Source organism: Paenibacillus sp. FSL W8-0187, assembly GCF_037969755.1.
Taxonomy (GTDB): Bacteria; Bacillota; Bacilli; order Paenibacillales; family Paenibacillaceae; genus Paenibacillus_AQ.
This window is the reverse complement of the sequence record NZ_CP150206.1, coordinates 663,508-682,959: the sequence shown is the minus strand read 5'-3', so window position 1 is coordinate 682,959 and position 19,452 is coordinate 663,508. Positions and strand designations below refer to the sequence as shown.

Annotated in this window: 17 protein-coding genes; 2 read left to right on the top strand and 15 right to left on the bottom strand. The window is 49.5% G+C overall.

From position 1 onward, the window contains the following. Window positions 1-7: 7 nt before the first annotated feature. The 8 genes from MKY48_RS02990 to MKY48_RS02955 all read right to left on the bottom strand — a co-directional run bounded on the left by MKY48_RS02990 (window position 8) and on the right by MKY48_RS02955 (window position 9,256). Window positions 8-838 carry a carbohydrate ABC transporter permease gene (locus tag MKY48_RS02990; RefSeq protein WP_339292277.1) on the bottom strand — a complete coding sequence of 277 codons (831 nt, stop codon included), beginning with the start codon at window positions 836-838 and terminating at the stop codon, window positions 8-10. Continuing rightward, window positions 831-1,712, bottom strand: coding sequence for a sugar ABC transporter permease (locus MKY48_RS02985; protein ID WP_339292276.1), 882 nt, complete (start codon window positions 1,710-1,712; stop codon window positions 831-833). Before MKY48_RS02985 ends, MKY48_RS02990 begins: the two co-directional genes overlap by 8 nt. A gap of 80 nt (window positions 1,713-1,792) precedes the next feature. After that, window positions 1,793-3,106, bottom strand: a complete 1,314-nt coding sequence (locus MKY48_RS02980; protein WP_339292275.1) for a sugar ABC transporter substrate-binding protein — start codon at window positions 3,104-3,106, stop codon at window positions 1,793-1,795. A 332-nt stretch (window positions 3,107-3,438) separates the two neighbouring features. Beyond that, window positions 3,439-4,479 carry a LacI family DNA-binding transcriptional regulator gene (locus MKY48_RS02975; RefSeq protein WP_339269926.1) on the bottom strand — a complete coding sequence of 347 codons (1,041 nt, stop codon included), beginning with the start codon at window positions 4,477-4,479 and terminating at the stop codon, window positions 3,439-3,441. 317 nt (window positions 4,480-4,796) lie between these two features. Then, window positions 4,797-6,017 (bottom strand): asparaginase, encoded by a 1,221-nt coding sequence (locus MKY48_RS02970; RefSeq protein ID WP_339293468.1) that lies wholly within the window; start codon window positions 6,015-6,017, stop codon window positions 4,797-4,799. 345 nt (window positions 6,018-6,362) lie between these two features. Beyond that, window positions 6,363-7,178 carry a hypothetical protein gene (locus MKY48_RS02965; RefSeq protein WP_339292274.1) on the bottom strand — a complete coding sequence of 272 codons (816 nt, stop codon included), beginning with the start codon at window positions 7,176-7,178 and terminating at the stop codon, window positions 6,363-6,365. Next, the gene (locus MKY48_RS02960; protein ID WP_339269923.1) at window positions 7,168-7,710 is read right to left on the bottom strand and encodes a sigma-70 family RNA polymerase sigma factor; all 543 of its coding nucleotides are present in this window, start codon (window positions 7,708-7,710) and stop codon (window positions 7,168-7,170) included. Before MKY48_RS02960 ends, MKY48_RS02965 begins: the two co-directional genes overlap by 11 nt. Before the next feature lie 154 nt (window positions 7,711-7,864). Then, complete coding sequence (locus MKY48_RS02955) at window positions 7,865-9,256, bottom strand: MATE family efflux transporter (protein WP_339292273.1); 1,392 nt, start codon at window positions 9,254-9,256, stop codon at window positions 7,865-7,867. Between the two features lie 156 nt (window positions 9,257-9,412). Here MKY48_RS02955 and MKY48_RS02950 point away from each other — a divergent pair, with 156 nt between their 5' ends. Next, window positions 9,413-10,282, top strand: a complete 870-nt coding sequence (locus MKY48_RS02950) for an AraC family transcriptional regulator (protein WP_339292272.1) — start codon at window positions 9,413-9,415, stop codon at window positions 10,280-10,282. A gap of 184 nt (window positions 10,283-10,466) precedes the next feature. Then, the gene (locus MKY48_RS02945; RefSeq protein ID WP_179090620.1) at window positions 10,467-10,619 is read left to right on the top strand and encodes a hypothetical protein; all 153 of its coding nucleotides are present in this window, start codon (window positions 10,467-10,469) and stop codon (window positions 10,617-10,619) included. A gap of 139 nt (window positions 10,620-10,758) precedes the next feature. On the opposite strand, the gene MKY48_RS02940 is transcribed toward MKY48_RS02945, so the two are convergent. From MKY48_RS02940 to MKY48_RS02910, 7 genes are all read right to left on the bottom strand, one after another. Next, window positions 10,759-11,313 (bottom strand): hypothetical protein, encoded by a 555-nt coding sequence (locus MKY48_RS02940; protein ID WP_339269917.1) that lies wholly within the window; start codon window positions 11,311-11,313, stop codon window positions 10,759-10,761. 135 nt (window positions 11,314-11,448) lie between these two features. Continuing rightward, on the bottom strand, window positions 11,449-13,032 hold the full coding sequence (locus tag MKY48_RS02935; protein WP_339292271.1) for a helix-turn-helix domain-containing protein: 1,584 nt from the start codon (window positions 13,030-13,032) through the stop codon (window positions 11,449-11,451). Next, window positions 13,007-14,932, bottom strand: a complete 1,926-nt coding sequence (locus MKY48_RS02930) for a sensor histidine kinase (RefSeq protein WP_339292270.1) — start codon at window positions 14,930-14,932, stop codon at window positions 13,007-13,009. Before MKY48_RS02930 ends, MKY48_RS02935 begins: the two co-directional genes overlap by 26 nt. Before the next feature lie 182 nt (window positions 14,933-15,114). Further along, window positions 15,115-16,788 carry an extracellular solute-binding protein gene (locus MKY48_RS02925; protein ID WP_339292269.1) on the bottom strand — a complete coding sequence of 558 codons (1,674 nt, stop codon included), beginning with the start codon at window positions 16,786-16,788 and terminating at the stop codon, window positions 15,115-15,117. A gap of 128 nt (window positions 16,789-16,916) precedes the next feature. After that, a complete protein-coding gene (locus MKY48_RS02920) occupies window positions 16,917-17,798 on the bottom strand; it encodes a carbohydrate ABC transporter permease (protein WP_339269909.1) in 882 nt (293 codons plus the stop codon). A gap of 31 nt (window positions 17,799-17,829) precedes the next feature. After that, window positions 17,830-18,819, bottom strand: coding sequence for an ABC transporter permease subunit (locus tag MKY48_RS02915; RefSeq protein ID WP_339292268.1), 990 nt, complete (start codon window positions 18,817-18,819; stop codon window positions 17,830-17,832). A gap of 341 nt (window positions 18,820-19,160) precedes the next feature. Continuing rightward, window positions 19,161-19,334 carry a hypothetical protein gene (locus MKY48_RS02910; protein ID WP_179090623.1) on the bottom strand — a complete coding sequence of 58 codons (174 nt, stop codon included), beginning with the start codon at window positions 19,332-19,334 and terminating at the stop codon, window positions 19,161-19,163. Window positions 19,335-19,452 lie beyond the last annotated feature (118 nt).

The following is a 19,452-nucleotide window of genomic DNA, read 5'->3' as shown; positions in this document are numbered from 1 at the left end:
TCCTCCTTCAGCCCTTCATCCCTGTCGAAGCGATACCCTGAACAAATTGCTTCTGCGCGAACAGATAGACGATGACGACTGGAAGCGTCGTAATGACGGCCCCTGCCATCAGCAGCGCTTGGTTAACGTTCTCCGATTTCAAGTAGAGCAAGCCGAGCGGCAATGTATATAATTCCTTGTCTTGCAAGTAAATCAGCGGTCCCAGCGTGTTGTTCCACGCCCCCATGAAAGTGAATACCCCTAGCGCCGCCAGCGCCGGCTTGCACAGCGGCAAATAAATTCTGAAGAATATGCCCGGCGGGCTGCAGCCATCAATCGTAGCCGATTCATACAGCTCTTTAGGCAAAGATTTGATAAACTGATGCATCAGGAAAATACCGAACGCCCCGCCCAGAAAGCTGGGCACGATCAAAGGGTAATACGAATTCAATGCGCCAAATTCCTTCCAGATGAAATAGCTCGGGATCATGGTCACTTGAGACGGAATCATTAAGGTTGCCAGCATGATCATATAGATGAGCCCCCGCAGCCGGAAGGTGAACATCGCAAGTCCAAAGGCCACAAACGCGCAGGAGATCAAGGATCCAACCATCTCGATCGAGACGATGAAAAAACTGTTCAGGGTGTATCGACCGAAGTCGACTTTATTCCATATCGTCACATAGTTATCCCAATTCAACGGATTCGGGATGAGCTGCGGCGGCATCTGCGAGATGGCGCCTACCGTTTTCAGCGATGTGGACAGCATCCATATGAATGGGAACACCATGAATACCGCACCGACAATCAGTAGCAGGTACATGAGCATCTTAAGTAAGGGGTGAGTAGTCTTAGTCATAATGCACCCACTTCTTCTCAAAATACTTCTGGAACAAGGTGAAGCCTAGAATAATGGCAAACAGCAGCCAGGCCGTTGCGGATGCCGGTCCCATTTTGAAGAGCAGGAACGCATCCCGGTACACTAGCAGGTTCGGAACCATGTTCCGTTCCGGAATTCCCGTGGTGATGGAACCGAACAGGCCGAGGAACACATCAAATGCCTGAAACGCCGAGATGGTGGACAGAATCATAACGAGATATACCATCGGCGTTACCATCGGGAACACCACCTTCGTCAACTGCTTCCAGCCGTTGGCACCGTCGATTTGCGAGGCTTCCAGCACCTCTTTCGGAACATTTTGCATCCCGGCCAGGATCATGATCATGGATTGACCAACGCCCTTCCATACCTGAACAATCGCGATGCTGGAGACGACCATCAGCCAATTGCTGCTATCTATCCATTTCACAGGATCGAGGCCGATGGATTCCAACACCCAGTTGATGACGCCGTATTGGTAGTTGAACATCCACACCCAGACCACGCCGCCGGCGATCCACGGAGTAACGACAGGCAGGAAATAGAACAAGCGGAACAACCCCTTGGCCCGAATGGCCTGATTCAGCATAAAGGCGATCACAAACGCCATGATCGTCTGAATCGGCACGAAGATGAGTGCAAACATAAAGACATTTCGGATGGATACCCAGAATTCATGTTTGTTCAATACGCGCACCCAGTTATCCAGTCCGATCCAGCGCGGTGCGTTAAACAAGTCCCACTCCGTGAAGGAAATATATGTGGAGAATACAATCGGAAATAAGAGGAATACCACGACATTAATGACAAACGGCAATGTGAATATATAGCCCCAGTACCCTTGTTTCTGCATGACACACCTACCTTTCGATAGCGGGAAGAGAGGTGCAGCCCGATACGTCGTCAAGACTGCACCGCTCTTATCCCATGAAGCTATTTACTGGAGTCCAGTACGTCCTGAACTTTGGTATGAATATCTTTCACGCCGTCTTCAACCGAGACATTGCCTACCATGATTTCATTGACCACCAGCTGCACCAGAATGCGCCATTCGCTCCAAGTAGCATTTTCATCCAGGGTAACGCCGCCTTCGTTAATGCCGTCCGTGAAAGCCTCTTTGTTCAGCGGTTTGGTTGTGCTGTCCTTCAATTGATCCAGTGCCGACTTCTTCACGGGAAGCGTGGAACCTGTCTTGACGATCATGTCCTGCACTTCATCGCCGAGGTAATATTTCAGGAACTCCCAGGCGGCATCCTTCGATTCCTGCTTCGCTCTGGAGGAGACCAGCCACGTGTTGGCTACCATCGGAACATAACGTTTGCCGTCAACGCCTTTCGGAATTTTGACAACATCCCAGTTCGTATCGGCAAAACTCTCGTTCATATTCACCTGCAAGCTGTATTGGAGGAAGTACATCGCAGCCTTGCCGCTTGCGAATACTTCGAGCTCGCCGCCGTTCGCTTTTAGAAAGTCGATATCCGCAAAATATCCCTGGTCCAGCCCATCATACAGCTGCTGTAAACCGACCGCAGTCTTGGGATCGTCAAACCGCGATTTCGTCAGGGTATCGTCCAGGGCAGAGCCGCCTGCCTGCTTGATCCAAGGGAACCAGCCATTGGTTATGGAGAAGGATCCAATAAATCCGAATTGGCTCGTTTTGTCTCCTTCTTTGATCGTCAGCTTCTTGGAGGCCTCAATCAGGTCGTCATAGGTCCAATCGTCGGTCGGCACTGGCACGCCGGCTTTCTCAAAAACATCCTGGTTATACGCGAGTGCAATCGGGTTAATACCGTGAGGTACACCCCAGATCTTGCCTTCAGGCGTTTTGGCCGAGAACAAGCCATCGATGTATTCGTCTGCCTTCAGATCAGCTTCAATGTAAGAGGATAAATCCTCTGCTACACCGCGCTGTCCGTAGCTAAGTATGGTGGCGTTCTCTTGGAACCAGACGTCCGGCATGGTGTTGCCTGCAATCTGCGTGGCGATCTTGGACGTAAAGTCCCCCCATGGCGCTTCTTGAATTTCAACGTTGATGTGGGGATGGGAAGCAATAAAGCCATCGATAATTTCCTTACTCGTCACCTCATAACTGCCGGGAAGCCCAATCTTGAGCGTCACTTTGTCTTTGCTGCCTCCCGGTTCGCCCGGCGGAGTTTCCCCGTCGGTTGACCCTCCCGATGAGGAGCATGCCGTGAAAATCATCATAAACGCCAGCATCAGGGTGAATACCTTTACCTTTTTTGACATTGAAAACCCTCCTTTTTGTTTAAAAAACAGGATTGCGTGTTTTCTGCTCCAACTCATTCCAAAAGGCATTATTTTTATAGTAATCGATTTCTGTAAAGAGTATAGCATGGAAGCCCTTTCTTGAATAGAGTTTTCTATGCTCCCTTCGATGTTTTTTTATTATAAAAGTCTGAATTCCAGCGTTACATAAGGTATTCCGAGGTTTAACAGGCATTGTTTTCCACTTGTAAAATCAAGAGAAGGATAGACAAAAAGTTAGTAATCGATATCTTTTATTCTGAAAACAAATAAAGCCCGAGCAATGATGCCCGGGCTTTATGCCATCCTTGTATTCACTTGTTTTCCCGGATATCCCGGACCGATTTTCTCTCCAGCAATTTAGGCTGCAGCATAACATCAAACATCGGACTATCGTCGCCCTGCATCATATCCAGCAGCATTTTGCAGGCCATCTTCCCCATCTCGTAATCGGGCTGCTTAATCGTTGTAAGCGGCGGATGAATCATCTGCCCCACATCAATGCCGTCAAAGCCCATAACTGAAATCTGCTCCGGCACTTGGATATTACGCTGTGACAATTCGTTGATCACCCCGAAGGCCATCATGTCGTTGCATGCAAAAATCGCCGTCGGCTGCGGCGAAGAATGCTCCAGCAATTTCTGCGTGAGCTGCTTGCCCGTATCGAATTCGGTAATCGCATTATACACTTCTTCGGTCGGTGACTCGACCACCAGCGGCTTGAGACCCGCGTCCTTCATCGCCGACATATAACCCTGATGGATGCTTCGGCGACTTGGGCGATCCAGCTTGGAAGTAACGTAACCGATGCGTTCATGCCCCTTCTCCTGCAGATGCTTGGTTGCGATGTAACCGGCTTTGTGATAGTCGAACTCAATCTGGTTAATGTTATCCTCGTCGATCTTCTGATCGATGGCGATGACGTTCAGTCCAAGCTTCATCAACTGAGTCAACTGGCTCTTATCCTTGGAGATCGAGGAGATGATCAGGCCTTTGACCTGTTTCTCCATGATCGTCCTTAAATATTCATCTTCCAGCGCCGGGTCTTGCAGGGAATTGCATACGATAACCGTAAAACTATTCTGCCGAGCCACCTCTTCGATCCCGAATATGACGGAGGAATAGAATGGATTCACAATAGAAGGTATGATGACTCCGATTGTATTGCTGCTATTCTTCTTCAGCTGTTTGCCGAGCATATTCGGAATATAATTGGACTCCTTCGCGATTTGCTGGATGCGCTCTTTAAGCTCCTTGCTGACAGGATAACTACTGTTGCTTAACACGCGCGAAACCGTCGCCGAAGAAACATTTGCCATCTTCGCTATATCATGTATCGTGGTCGGCTTCTTCATAGGATCCCTCACTTATAGTAATCGTTTACTATTGTAAAGTATACAAATAGCTGACATAGAAAGCAATAAATCGATGAAAATATCCTCAACGCTCACGCCCCTGTAACCATCCGGTTGATCCCGAACTCCTCGGCTATAATCCGATTGGCAGGAATGTTATTTTCAGTCGCTGAATCTGACAGCCACAAATAGCCATTTGTCCCTTCGTGCTTGCGAACAAAAAAAGACCGCCAGGTTATCCCTGGCGGCAAATATATTGGTGGAAGGAATTTCATGGTTCAGTAGGAATAAGGAGTAGCCAAATGGAGTAACTAAGATTACACTTCAGGTGTTCCGTAGGTTGCGAACCAACCCTTAATGGTATTGAAATCATCCGTAAAGGACAAGGAGAGCAGCAGCAGAACGCGGGCTTGTTGAGGGCTAAGGCTGTCACCTGAAATGATACCCTCTCCGCCGCCGTATACGCTGCCGGAGCCTGTACAGGTCGTTGTTACGAAAACCACCCCCTTCTCGATAGCATCCTTGCGGGCCGCGCTCATCTCTTTCGAGATGCCGCCTGCACCAGTGCCGGAAGTGACGATGCCTTTGGCTCCGTCTGCCACAAAGCCTTTAATCGCACCGCCGCCGGCTTCCTGATAGGAGATCGCAATTTCGACCTTCGCCAGATCCCCTTTCGAGATTTTGCTCAGGTCAAACACCGGTTTGCCTTGACCTTCCCCCTTCATTGCACGGAGGGGAGCCCGGTAGATACGGATATTCTCGTCATCGATATATCCGACCGCGCCCAGCATAGGCGTTTCGAACGTGTCGGTACGGTAGTCATTGGTCTTGGTTACGCCGCGTGCCAGATGAATCGTATCATTCAGCATCAGCACCGTGCCGAAGGACTCCGTACGGCCGCTTCCGGCAAGCTTGATCGCGTTGTACAGGTTCGCTTGGGCATCGGAACCAATCACCGTCCAAGGTCTCATGGAACCCGTGATAACGACGGGTTTGTCGCTTTGCACCGTCAGATCGAGGAAGTACGCGATCTCTTCCATCGTATCCGTCCCCGTCGTCACAACGACGCCATCGTATACCTCCAACGCTTTGTCGACGGTCCGGGAAAGATCGTATAAATCCGCCATGGTATAGGCGCTTGACCCGGAGTTGCCGAACTGGAGCGTGCTGATATCCGCAATCTTGTCCGTATTCGGAAGCTCGCCCACCATATCTTCAATCTTCAGCGTACCCGCCCGATAAGATTGAAAACTGGTGGCATCCGTCGATTGGCCTGCCAAAGTCCCGCCTGTCGCAATGACCAGCACGTTCGGCTTGGTCGATTGCTTAGAAGCTTCCGATAGAGGAGGTACCGTCGTATTCCTTCCCGGCGTTGCAGGAGTCTGTGCGGGTGCAGCCGTACTAACCGTTCCTTTCACTTCCGTCACTGTGGCAGCATGTGCCGCATAGGTTCCAAGAGGAGATAAAGAAATAACAAAAGCGGTGAATGCAGCGGTACTCCAGACCGCTAAAGGACGTTTTGACTTTGGTTTCATTATGGCACTCTCCTTTTTATGTCATAATACATAACATTAAAATATGTGTTCGTTAGAGTTATTCTATTTAATGTTATTTAATATAACAAATCGAACATGCAATAGGAAAAGCGTTTCCAATTAAAGATATCCATCATTATCATTTGATTTATGGGCATTTTCAATAAATTAAAAATAATATATCCCAGAATTAGGGAGTGCTCAATATATTCATTAGACCTTGATAATGTTATATAACTTTACATATAGTTATCTGTAGCACTTCTAACCGATCTTTAATCGCTTAAAAAGGATAGCCTCTCATCATTCGATTGGACTATCCTTGTTTATATCGTGAACTGAAGCTATCTACTTACTGTCAGACTCTGCATTTGTATTGGTCGTAATATGGAATTCCTTCATCATGTTATGAAAACGCGCACCGAAGCCTTCGGAAGCCTCCAGGAAATACTGCTGCTTCACGACAAAGCTGCCGCCCTGCCCGTTATCAAATACATAATACCGTATAACCGGATCATCCCACTCTTTGCCGCCGGTTCCGCCAACGGCACGCACTTCCCAGCCTTGAATCGGTTCATCCACCGGATTCGCCTCGACCTTCGGATACGCTTGCAGCTCCGCCTGGATCCGCTCCGCGGCGGTCTTTGGATCGATGCCCTCCTGCGAAATTTCCATGAACACTTCCGGATAGCGATCATCCGTCGGCTTCTCCTTCAATTCAATGCGGTCCACGCCCGATTCATGAACCATTTTAAACCGGCTCTCATCAATGTAAATGACGTAATCCGCACCCTCATGCAGCTGATCTACGCTTGTTTCCGGCGTGCCCTCAAGCTCCTGCTCGACCGTTTTCTGGGGAGCAAACCATTCCTTCACCTGATCAATAAACGCCTGAACCGGTGCCGTCTGGAAGCTGACGGTCAGCACAATGGCTGCCGCAGCGGCGGTTCCCGCAATCCACCCTGCCGCTCTTCGTCCCGAACGGCGGCGCCCTTTCGATTCCCGCGGTGCCAAGGGAGTGTCCGCTTCCGCAGGCCGCTGGGCTTGCTCGCTATGAATCCGCTCCTTGATCGCCATCCAAATCTCGTCTTTATGTTGCATTGCGTCATCCGTACCCTTTTTCAGGCCGTCTTCAATCTCTTGATCCCATGGATCACGTCCCATGCTGATTCCCTCCCCTATTCTGCAGCATCCATTCCTTTAATTTCTTTCTCGCTTTGAACAGCCTGGACTTCACCGTGTTGACGTTCAGCTCCATCATGTTCGCGATATCCTTCTCGGTAACATCATTCAAATATTTCAAAATGACGGGAATCCGGTGCTGGTCATCCAGCCGCTGCACCAGCTCATATACCTCGCCGTGCCGGTCAAAATCGTAGGTGTCGTTCTCCGAGGGAATATCCCTCTCCTCCGAAATCTCGGAAGGCACCACCCTCGCATGTTTCTTCAAATACCGGTTGCACTCGTTATAGAGAATCCGGTTGAACCACGGATCAAAGGGCCTGCTCAAATCATAGGACTCCAGATTGCGGTAAACCCGGATAAACGTTTCCTGGACCACATCGGCGGCGCTTGCCGGACTCCCGGTGATTGCGGTTGCCGTTCGAATCGCCCGATCCGCATATAACCGATACAGTTGTTCAAACAGTTCGTCGCTGTATTCCATCTTTAATCGTTGTATAAGGTCGTTTACCAAACCGTGCTTGCCTCCTTTCACTTGGCCAATCACTTACAATACCCCGCCATGCGGATAAAAAGTTTTCGAATGCGTTATTTTTATAGTATGGCAAAAAAAGGATACCCCGATGCCGCATGGCCGAAGTATCCTTTTTCTATATTATAGACCGTCATTACGCTTGCGCCGGGATCGGTTCCATTGGCTTTGCCTGATGGCTCGCCGGCTCTACCTGCTCTGCCTTTCTCAAGTGCTTCTGCCCGCGCCAGCGGAAGAAGGACAGCACGCCCCGCAAATACTCGTCGGCAATCATGCAGGAGTATATGCCGATGAGCCCCCATCCCATGTGAATGCCAAGTACATAAGAGAGCACGGTCGCGACCAGCCACATCGAGCCCAGGGAAATATACATCGTAAACCTCGTGTCTCCGACGGCGTTAAGCGAGTTGCCGAGGGCCATGTTGAGCATTTTGCCCGGCTGGAGAATTAGATTCATGCCCAGGAGCGATGCGCCTATCGCAATGATCGTCTTATCGTCCGTAAACAGCCCTAGCAGCTGCTTCCCGAACACATACAGAAGGAAGGCATTGACTACAACATAAACAGCCCCGACGCCCAGCGCGCGATACGCGCTCCGATAAGCCTCCTTGATCCGGCCCGCGCCAAACAGATGCGCGATCTGAATCTGGGCAGCCATCGCAATCGAAGAACCCAGCAAGAAGCAGAAGGATTCCAGTGTATTCATATACGTACGGGCAGCCAGCTCGGCAGCGCCCAGCGTTGCAATGAAGGAATAGATGATCAGCTGCGTGAACACCCAGCAAGACATATTGATGCCGAGCGGCCATCCAATCTTCAGAATTTCGCCGAACAGCGGACGGTTGAACACACGGAATTCCTTCCATTTGATCCGATATTCAAATGAACGAAGGAATATATACAGCAGTAAGAGCACAGCGAGCAGACGGCTGACCACCGTCGAGATCGCGACACCGGTAAGTCCCCACTGCGGGAACCCGAAAGCGCCGAAAATAAACCCATAGTTCATAACAACGTGAATGATATTCATCCCGATCGCGACATACATCGGTGCACGCGTATTGCCGGTATTTCGGATGACGGTGCTCATCGTAGCCATCATGGCAATCAGCACCATCCCGCCGCCGACAATGGAGATATACGTTCCGGCAAGCGGAAGCAAATGGTCCGGCAGTTGGAGGACCGAAGCGATGGCCTCCGGCATCGCAAATAATATCCCGCTGCACACCAATCCGATGATCGTGGTGACACTCACCGCCATGATGCCGATCGTTCGGGCATCGCCCGTTTTATGCGAACCGATCTTCTGAGCGATGAGAATGCCGGCACCGCTGGCAACCGTCATGAACAACGTTGTCATAGCCTGAAACAACTGATTGGAGAAGCCAACCACCGCAACCGCATCATCGGAAATCCGGCTGACCATCAATGTATCCACCGCTCCCAGCAAAAACTGCAGGAACAGCTCGATGAATATGGGCCATGCGAGAACCCATAATGTAAATTTGTTTGTGTTTTTATCCAACATTCCAACCTCCGCCCATGATGTAAGGGTTAAACACAATTCATGATGAAACGGTCTTTAACCTTCTCAAATTATAGATGGTATACTGGAGTTATAATATCATTTTCCGAACGAAAACTATCAAAATTCAAACCTCGAGAATCACGAAAGGGCTTTCTTATGACAATCCTGAATTTTACCGTTCCGCCGCTGCCGGAATATATCAATAGCGGGCTCACCCGCGCTCCTATTCATAGCGGACATCCCAACCGTAAAAACATCGGTATCTTTGACCTGCTCGTGGTCATGAAGGGGGAGCTCCATGTCACAGAGAATGGCATTCCTTATGAAATCGAACCCGGCATGTTCCTCATCCTGCGTCCCGATACGCATCATTTCGGCACGAAGGGATGCACGGTGGAGACCGATTATTACTGGCTTCATTTCCAAACCTCCGGGGAGTGGCATGCGGACGAGGCCTGCCAAACGCCTAGAAGAGAAGAGGCTCCGGAGCTGAAGGCGATGACGCCGAACTATTTTTCCGTTAATATCCCCCAATTTGGCACCCTTCCTCAACCGGAAAAGGCCCTGGAGCTCCTGGCTACCATGTCTTCGCTCGTTCAGTACGGTCACCAGGCCAAATTTCTATGGCGGCAGCAGGTGGTGTTCCAAGAGCTCATCGAACAGCTGGCCGCCGCACTGGATACACCGGTGTCCTCCCCTTCCTCTGCCTGTGCCGAGCAGGCCGCGGCGTATCTGCGGAAGCATTACCGTGAGGAGTTCAAGGTGCAGGATCTTGGCGAACGCATTAACTTCCACCCTGTTTATATCGCACGCTGCATGCAGAAGGAATTCGGCTGTTCGCCTGTTGAATATTTGCAGCGCTACCGGATCGAGCAGGCCAAAATGCTCCTCATGCAGACGGACTTCAGCATCAGCCGTGTTGCTGAAGAGGTCGGTTTCAATCATGCAGCGTACTTTACCTCCTGTTTCACGAAGCAGGAAGGGATCTCGCCGCGTAAATACAGGCAGCGGTTCTTTATGAATTAATTCATTTTTACGCAAAAATCTAAGAAAGTGACTTGCAACCTGTGCGGGAACTCTTTATAATGAGAATTAGCCATATGATAATGATTATCATTACCGGACAAGTGAGAATGTGTTGAGAATGGACGTTTGAGCTCCTACACGCTTCGCTTGGAAAGTTTATATATAAAGGAGAGCCGATTGACTTATGAAGACGACTTCCCGCCGCTGTTCTCTGCAAATCGATGATTATCTGGACCTGCTGAACCTTGCGATCCAGCTTGGAGATGTGAAATGGCAGAAAGAAATCACCCGCAAAATGGAAATGACGCTGTCCACATTAGAGACTGCAGCTCAATAAATAACATGGGGATTACATAATCCTGCATATAGAAAAGACACCCGATCGCGAATTCCAGGTATGTCCCAGGAAAGCCGATCCGGTGTCTTTTTTTTCTGTCATCCATATCGTTCTTCTCTGGGTCCTTGGATTCACTAAATTACTTCTTCGTAGTAAAACCATCCAGATCCTGCTTTAACCGGTTGTTAAGCGCTACCAATTCGCCGTAATCGGAGATGTCCAGGTTGACTTCGCCCCCCTCAACCGATTCCGAAACGTAATAGACCTTGTACATGAGAGGAATCAATGCTTCCGAATCCCGCATAATAATCGCGTATTTCTCGATATCTTCGTCCGAGAAGCGCCCGTTCTCCACATAACTCTCCCTTATGCTATCAGACAGAGCCAGGAACTTTGCAGCGATGGGGTTAAGCAGCTGAGAACGGACGGCTTCATCCGCTGTCTTGGAATACGCCTCGATAGCTGCCAGCTTCAGCCGTACTTCTGCAAGGCGCGCTTCATGAAGGGGCATGGACTTCAACTCCAGAATGTCGGTGTAATGACTCCATATTTGAAATAGAGATGTGCCCAATATGCTTTGCAAGGTCATTTGTGTCCCCTGTTCGATCTTCTTCTGATGTTCAATCAGAAACACGGTGCATACCAGCACCAATGCCACAATCCATACCCAGATCCATTTCGCTGCATTCGACATAACGCACCTCCGACTTTTCTATTTTACCATATTAAGGATAAAACGAGATGCGATCTATCGTCGCCAGCGCAAAAAATAAAATCGATCCCGCCAATTCAAGATATGCGGCGGGACCATGCCAAAACGTTAGCCGGACTATTCATGCTGCAATCCCGCACCCGTTTGTACCTTGATCCGATATTCATGCGGCGAGATCCCTTCCAGCTCTTTGAATACGCGCGAGAATTGTTTGGTGTTCTCGAAGCCGACCGCTTTGCCAATGTCAGCAAGCTTCATGGCACCATCCTGGAGCAGGTCCTTGGCCTTCGTAATCCGCAGCTTCTTAAGATATACCACAAAGTTCTCACCCGTATGGGCCTTAAACGCTTCACTGAAATATGAATAATTCAAAGACACATAATTGCTGACCATCGCCATGTTCAGCGGCCTGTGATAATTCTCCTCCATGTAACTCACCGCTGCCTTGATCTCGGAATGCTCACTGTGGGCGGAACGAATCCCTTTAACATATTCATTCACGTGCAGCAGCAAATGCTCCAGATTTCTGAAATAGGTGTGAAAATGACGGTAATTGTCCATCGTTCCCACCTTTCGGTACAGCTTCAACACTTCCACCATGGATTCCCCGTACACACGGAATACCTCATCCAGCACCTGCTCATTGATCCGCTTGCTGACAAACTCCAAATAATCGATGGCCACATGCGGCATATCTCCGATATGAAAAATATCCAGCAGCAGCGCCTGGATCTCCCGCTCCCGCTCTGTGCCGAGCATATTGCCCAGCTTGCGGATACTATCTTCCGGCACCGGATACGTGCGCAGTTCTCCCTGAATATCATCATGGCTCATCAGCTTGACGTTGGGATGGATGAATGTATAGCTCAGGGCGGTCAGCGCCTGAATGTAACAGATGCGGATATCTTCGATCCGGAAGCCTTCCCGGCTAATGCCAACGAAGAGCCCGTCCATCTCCCGCTCGGTAAACTGCCGTGCCAGCTTCTCGAATTGCCCGTCCGGACTGCCGATGAGCACAACCCTCCCCTTGCTGTCCAGAAAGCAAGCGTTGATCCGTCCTTCCACTGAAGCCCTCATGTTATCAATCAATTGCTTCAGCTCATCCTTATTCATGGAATTGCCGTCTTCGTACTTGTATTTCATCACCGCTACCCGGAATGGCTTCACGAATGATTCAAACCCGATTTCGCTCGCGACAGCCTCCATGTCCATCCCCAGCCCTTGGGGCAGCTCCAGCAGCTCCTTCAGCCGATGGGTCTGCAACTGCTGAAGATATAATTCACTGGCGGCCACCTGGTTGTGCACTTCCGCTTGCCGAATCAAGGCTTCTTCTGTCTTTCGGAGGGCAGCGAACAGCTCATCCCGTCGAATCGGCTTAAGCAGGTACTCCTTCACCTGGTAATGGATCGCCGCCTTCGCATATTCAAAATCGTCATATCCGCTCAGGATTAGAACGACGGGTTTAACACCCGTTGTTTCTTCCAGTCCAGCAAGTGCCTCAATGAGGCGTATCCCGTCCATGACCGGCATCCGAATGTCTGTAATGACGATCTCGGCCGGTTCCTCGCGGAAGGAATCCAGCGCGTCCTGCCCCTGGGCAGCCAAGCGGATCTCGTATTGATCCGGGAATTCCCGTTCAATCATCGTTTTCAGCCCATACCGGATATTCTTCTCATCATCCACGATCATCAGACTTCTCATGTCCACTGCCTCCTCCTGTTAACAGAACCTTAGGGAATGTCATGGTCACCTGCGTGAACTCCCCTTCTTCACTCTTCACTTCGATTCCATATTCATTCCCGTAGAACAACCGGATTCGCTGGTGCACATTCCGAAGACCGATTCCTCCAGCCTGCACTCCACCTCGCCCGTAATCTACGGAAGGGAGTTCCTCGTTGTCCGCCGTTCGCAGAATCTCGCTCAGCCTGCCCAGCCGATAAGGCTCCATCCCGATGCCGTTATCCGTGACGTTAATCGTGATCCGGTTCTCTTCCCAGGCAATAGCATCGATCTTGATCCGCTTCTCCTGATCCGGGAACTCGGGCCAGGCATGCTTGACGGCATTTTCCACGATGGGCTGCAGCGACATTTTCAATACCTCGAGCTCCATGAATTCAGACGGAATGTTAAGTTCAAGCCGGATCGGCTCGTCAAACCGGATATTCATGACATCAATATAATTGCGAATATGGCGAATTTCATCCTTCAGTTTGACGTACTCCCCCGACCATTTGAAATTATAGCGCATCATCCCGCCAAGGGAGGTCAGCGCGTCTGAAATTGTGCGCTGCCCCTCGATTTCGGCCAGCATCTTTATGTTTTCCAGCGTATTGTATAGGAAATGAGAGTCAATCTGGCTGTGCAGCGTTCGCAGCTCCGCTTCTTTGGTCACCGCTTGCTTGCGTACACCCTGGGCAATCAGTTCATTGATGGTGCGGATCAATTTGTTAAAATGATGCGCCAGCTCTCCCACCTCGCCGCCGCCCTGGATGGCAATCGTCGCGGTCACTTCACCCTTGCGGACTCTCTTCATCGTCTCCGTTAAACGGCGTAAACTCTTCAGGATAATGGAATTCAGGTAATACGTAATGATCGACAGCAGAAAAATCAATACGATATTCGCCGCGATAATCTGCCCCTGGGCTTTGGATACGTTACTTAGCGCCCCTTCCAGTGAAACGACATTCAGCACATGGGCATGAAGCCGTTCCATCGGTGTCGCAATCAGCAGGAACGAAGAGCCGTTTAAACTGAACCGGGCATGTACTGTTTCCTCGAAGTCACCCGCCTGCTGCTTCAGATTGGCGAATTGGATCGCCACCTCATCTCGGAGTCCCTCGTGACTGGTCATAAACGATTGGCTTCTGTCCATGAACAGCTGTCCTTCCTGATCGACAATGGCCATCTGCGAGCTGTCATCCACGATACCGGCAAAGGTCTTCGGAGCAAAGTGCTTGAGCAGCATATCCACCTGGATCACGCCACGGTAACTCCCGCTATGGACTTGGCGAATCAAGGACACCTTCGGCAGCTCCTCGGAGGCATCGGCAGCGTAACGCTGCAGAATATCGGGATCGCTGTAGTTGAATACCCAGAGTTCCCCACCGTTCAAATCCTTGATCTTAGGGAACCACGGCTCGCTTGCGATCCGTTTCTCCTGGAAAATGATCGGCCACATTTCCGTTACATTGGAATTATTCGTATATAACCGTAGGTGCGTGATATTCGGATTGTTGGTTTGGATCCGTTGGATATCCTTGAAGGGCCCCCAAGCCAAATCGATTAACCACGCCGGCTCCGGTTCTTCATTGATCCGGAGATAATCCTTGATCCCGTCATCCGAAATTGCCAGCTGAGCGGCCATCTCAATCGCCTCAATCTGGTTCAGCATGTTCATCTTCTCAATTTCTAACAGGAACGAGTTCTGGTTGAGCGCATCGCTGATATAGGTATCGCGGATCTGCTTGAAAAAATAGTTCGATACGATAATGCTCGGAATGAGCAAAATCAAGATATACGCAGCAACCAAACGACTCTGCATCGACCTGCGGCCAAACCAATAAGTAAACGATTGAATAAGCGATCTTATTCGTGTCACCATGACTGTCACTTCCCGTTTTCTATGTATGACCGCAGCCGAGCCATGAATGGTAAGGCTGCATCAGCCGATCGGATACCCTCCTATATTAGCTCGTGATGCGACAAAAGGCACCCTATTTCGACAAAATCGATAATAGGGTACCTTGAGTCTTCATTTTGTTCATCCGCCGGAGCGGATCATCCTTACTTCAAGAATTCCTCAAGCTTCTTCACGTTCTCTTCGTATTCTTTCTGTCTGTATTCCTGCACTTTCGCAAATCCCAGCGATTCACGCTTCGCTTGGTAATCGTTCCAAATCTGATCGAACTCGGCATCCGTTTTGGCAAAGATCAGCTTCGGCAGGATTTTACCCCACTCGTTCAACACCTTGTCGTTGATGATGCCTTCCTCGGAGCTTGCATCCGGATCCAGTTGATCAAATTGTGAGAAGCTCTCGGTCTTTCCACGAGTCCAGTCTTCCATCTGCTTGAACGGTTCCACGGCCGGAGGCGCCCAAGGCTGCGTAACATTGTTATCCATCATCATCCAGAAGGTATGGGATGCTCCATACTTCTTGTCGAATGCGCCGCGGTCGCTGTTCAACAGCTCTGCAACTTCTGGCAGGAATTGGTCTTTGCCATCGATGGTATCCCATGTCACGCCTTTCTCGCCAAGGTAAGTATCACGCTGACCTTCTTCGGAGATCAGGTAATCCAGGAAGCGAATGGCACGCGCTTTGTCTTTTACGTTTTTCGAGATCAAGGTTACCGTCCAACCGGAGATCGAAGGACCCGACAGCGTCGGCTGATCCAGATTGGTGTTAGCCGGCCCATCCACAGCGATATAGACGGAATTCGGATCGTTTGCATACAACGCGTTCTGCTGGTTCGCCATATCGCTGCGTTGGTACAGCATCGCGAAATAGCGTCCCTGTGCGATTTTTTCTTCCATCTGCGGACGTTTATCCACGAAAATATCCTTAGACATCAATCCTTTTTCATTAGCAAGACGCAAGGTTTTCAACCATTTTACATATTCCGGATCTGTTGAACGGTCATTCAATTTCCCGTCTTTATCCTGTGGAATGGCAAGGAAGTTCTGCAGGTAACCCTCCAAAGAGCTGTTTCCTTTTTCATGGAAATCATGCAATCCAAACGGAATGAGCGGCTGCCCGTTCACATCCGGGAACATTTTCTTGGCGTCCTCAAGCGCTTTCAGGAAACCTTCCGGTGTGCGCATATTCGGGCTTCCCAGTGCCTCATACATGTCTTTGCGTACCAAGAAGGTTTGGTTCGAAGTGATGTTGTCGCCAAACTTCTCATAGTCCTTCGGTGATGAGGAAGCATTCGGATAACCGTAAATGTTACCATCATCCTTGGTGTACCATGACAATTTCGCAGGGTCCGTTACCTTATAGAAATACGGATCATATTGATCAGCCAATTCGTTCAGCGGCAGGACCAGGTCACCTTCAATCATCTTTTTGACAGCGTCTTCATACCACCCTAGCGTAATAAAATCTGGCAATGTACCGGAAGCGATCATCGTATTCATCTTCTCGGCTTCGTTCCCCGCAGGTACGATCAGATTAAGATTAACCCCCGTCTTTTTGGTTACGTATTGAGAAGTAATGTCCTCGCCCCATTTGTTCGGGAACCAGGCAAAGTTGATGTACCAGTCAAATGTAATCGGGGAGGTGTCGACTTCCCATCCCGGCTGATCCTGAGTCAATTTTACTTCTTCTGCCGGCTTTTCTTCCTCTTTTTCTTTTTCCGACGCGCCGCTATTATCACCGCCGGACGAGCATGCTGTTGTAAAGGCCATGACCAGTGCGAACATCAACAACAGAAGGCTCTTTGGCTTAAGCATCTTGCTCATGTGTTTACCCCTTTTCTTATTTAAAAATATGATTATATAGAACTCCCGCCAAATTAGGCAAGAGAAGCTACCTGTAAGAACTTTCCCTCTCCCCGGGAGAGGGAAGCTGCATGATCAGACACCGAGAATTAACCTTTAATGGAGCCGATCATCATCCCTTTGACGAAATACCGCTGCAGAAACGGATAGACGAATACGATCGGCGCCGTCGTTACAACCATGGTTGCCATTTTGATCGATTGGGAGGTGACCGTCTTGGCAACGCCGCCCGGCACCTGGGCCATCATCTGATTGGAGCTGGATTGTGCGACGACCTTATACAGATACGTCTGGATCGGCTGCAGATCCGTATTGTTGATGTAGATGACGCCGGTGAAATAGTCATTCCACTGGAACACCCCATGAAACAACGCGATTGTCGCAATAACCGGCATCGATACCGGCAGCACCACCCTTAGGAAGATCGACCAATCATTGGCCCCGTCGATCTTCGCAGCTTCCTCCAGACCGTCCGGAATTTCTCGGAAGAAGGTCATGAAGATAATAAGATCAAAGAAACTGAACATGGCTGGTATGATGTAAACCAGGAAACTGTCAAGCATATTCAAATCCTTGATCAACAGATAAGTAGGAATCAGTCCGCCGCCGAAAAACATCGTTACGGTTCCCAGCAAAATATAGATTTTACCGCCAATAAGACCCTTCCGCGAAAATGCATAAGCCACCATGGCGGTGAAGAGGACGTGAATGAACACGCCGATCACGGTTTTGGTTACGGTAATGCCCATCGCCGTCATGATGCCGGAGCTCTGGAACACCGCGCTGAAATTCTCGAGGCTGAACATCCGCGGCCACCAGTAGATCCCTCCGCGCATGGCGTCCTGCCCGTCGTTGAAGGCATTCACCAGCACGTACCAAATCGGGTAGATCGTCAGAAAACATACGATCAGCATGCCGAAATTATTGAATATATCGAAGAAGGCTTCGCCTTTGGTTCTGCGTTTAAACATGGATTATTCGTCTCCCTTCTCGCTGGTCTCGCTAGAATAGTGATGTGTCGTTCAGTTTTTTGGTCACCTTGTTCGCGATCAACAGCAGGATAATCGCAATGACGGACTTAAACAATGCAACGGCTTGCGCGTAGGAGTATCGTCCGTTCTGCATCCCGGTGTGGTAGACGAAAATATCGATGACGTTGCTCGCGCTTTCGTTCAGCGTGTTTCGGAGCACCAAAATCTGATCGAAGTTGGAGTTCAGCACACCACCAACCGCAAGAATGAAGAGAATGGATATGGTCGATTTGATACTGGGAAGGGTGATGTACCACATCTTCTGAAACCGACCTGCGCCATCAATCGTCGACGCCTCGTACATTTCAGGCGAAATGCTGGCAATGGCCGCCAGATAGATAATCGCGGACCACCCAAGCTCCTTCCATATATCCGAAGTAATAATAATTCCCCAGAAGTATTTCGGTTCGGCCAGATAGGTGATCGGCTCATCGATAATATGCAGAGCCAGCAATAGATTGTTGATAATCCCGATATCCGCAAGCCAGGTCATCAGAATGCCGCCCAGAATGACCCATGACAAGAAGTGAGGCAAATAAGAAATCGTCTGAATGGTCCTCTTGTAGCGAACGGACCGGATCTCGTTCAGAAAGAGTGCAAAAATGATCGGAAGCGGAAATCCGATAAACAGCTTCAGCAAGCTGATCCCGAGCGTGTTCCGCATCACGTTCGTAAAGTCCTCGTCTGAGAAAAACTCCTTGAAATGCTCAAATCCAACCCATGGAGCTTCGCCGATGGACTTCACGATATTGAATTCTTTAAATGCAATGATGACACCGTACATCGGAATGTAGTTAAAGATGATCATCCACGCAACGCCGAGCAGCGCCATAATTTGAAGATGTCGTTGGCCATAGAGCTTTCTGAGCCATCTTTTTCTGTCAAGCTTCTTCTGTACAGAAGGCTCCATTGCGGGACCGACACCGGTTTCGGAAACATCGGCATGAAGTTGATTTTGCATGGTTATGACCTCCAAGTTGATCCTATCATTTTGAAAACCTTTACATTCTCTATGTTTATATTGTAGATCGTCCTTTCTCTGCACGAAAGGTTTCAGATTTCGTTTCAAGGGGCTCATTTTTCGGGTAGGCTTCGGCATTTACGAAAAAATGCATCCTAAAAACGAAATATTGCGCCCTGTGCGTGCTCATTCCTGGCACAAAAAAAGGCATGAACAGCAGCCTCCATAGCTGCCATTCATGCCTTCCCTCTTGCTATCGATTGTTCGCCACAAGCGATCCCTTGGATCGACGCGGCGACGTTTATCGTTTATATCCTCAAGTATATCAAACGGTTCCCCAGTTATTCCCCTTTGTCTTCCTCACGTTGTTCCTGTTTGCTTTCGTGTTCCTGTTGGTATTTCTCACGCATCAGCTTTTGCATGATGAATTTCTCCTGATCGTTCAAGCCGCCTTGGTTATCCTGGCTGATCATGTTGTCAATGTTTCGCTTCAGTACCTCGGTTTGCGTGTTCAATACATTTCACTCCTTTGAATTTTGCGTCCCTTATGCTGTAAATCATTCTGAATGAGAACGAAAGGGTACACATATTACTAACCATTCTCCTTCCAATGAAACAGAAATAGACGGATTT

Coding starts and splice junctions, on each gene's coding strand:
- MKY48_RS02945 (WP_179090620.1), top strand. CDS start 10,467: ATGAAGACGACTTCCCGCCGCTGTTCTCTGCAAATCGATGATTATCTG.
- MKY48_RS02920 (WP_339269909.1), bottom strand. CDS start 17,798: ATGTTTAAACGCAGAACCAAAGGCGAAGCCTTCTTCGATATATTCAAT.
- MKY48_RS02955 (WP_339292273.1), bottom strand. CDS start 9,256: ATGTTGGATAAAAACACAAACAAATTTACATTATGGGTTCTCGCATGG.
- MKY48_RS02915 (WP_339292268.1), bottom strand. CDS start 18,819: ATGCAAAATCAACTTCATGCCGATGTTTCCGAAACCGGTGTCGGTCCC.
- MKY48_RS02930 (WP_339292270.1), bottom strand. CDS start 14,932: ATGGTGACACGAATAAGATCGCTTATTCAATCGTTTACTTATTGGTTT.
- MKY48_RS02950 (WP_339292272.1), top strand. CDS start 9,413: ATGACAATCCTGAATTTTACCGTTCCGCCGCTGCCGGAATATATCAAT.
- MKY48_RS02925 (WP_339292269.1), bottom strand. CDS start 16,788: ATGAGCAAGATGCTTAAGCCAAAGAGCCTTCTGTTGTTGATGTTCGCA.
- MKY48_RS02980 (WP_339292275.1), bottom strand. CDS start 3,106: ATGTCAAAAAAGGTAAAGGTATTCACCCTGATGCTGGCGTTTATGATG.
- MKY48_RS02940 (WP_339269917.1), bottom strand. CDS start 11,313: ATGTCGAATGCAGCGAAATGGATCTGGGTATGGATTGTGGCATTGGTG.
- MKY48_RS02990 (WP_339292277.1), bottom strand. CDS start 838: ATGACTAAGACTACTCACCCCTTACTTAAGATGCTCATGTACCTGCTA.
- MKY48_RS02985 (WP_339292276.1), bottom strand. CDS start 1,712: ATGCAGAAACAAGGGTACTGGGGCTATATATTCACATTGCCGTTTGTC.
- MKY48_RS02965 (WP_339292274.1), bottom strand. CDS start 7,178: ATGGGACGTGATCCATGGGATCAAGAGATTGAAGACGGCCTGAAAAAG.
- MKY48_RS02975 (WP_339269926.1), bottom strand. CDS start 4,479: ATGAAGAAGCCGACCACGATACATGATATAGCGAAGATGGCAAATGTT.
- MKY48_RS02935 (WP_339292271.1), bottom strand. CDS start 13,032: ATGAGAAGTCTGATGATCGTGGATGATGAGAAGAATATCCGGTATGGG.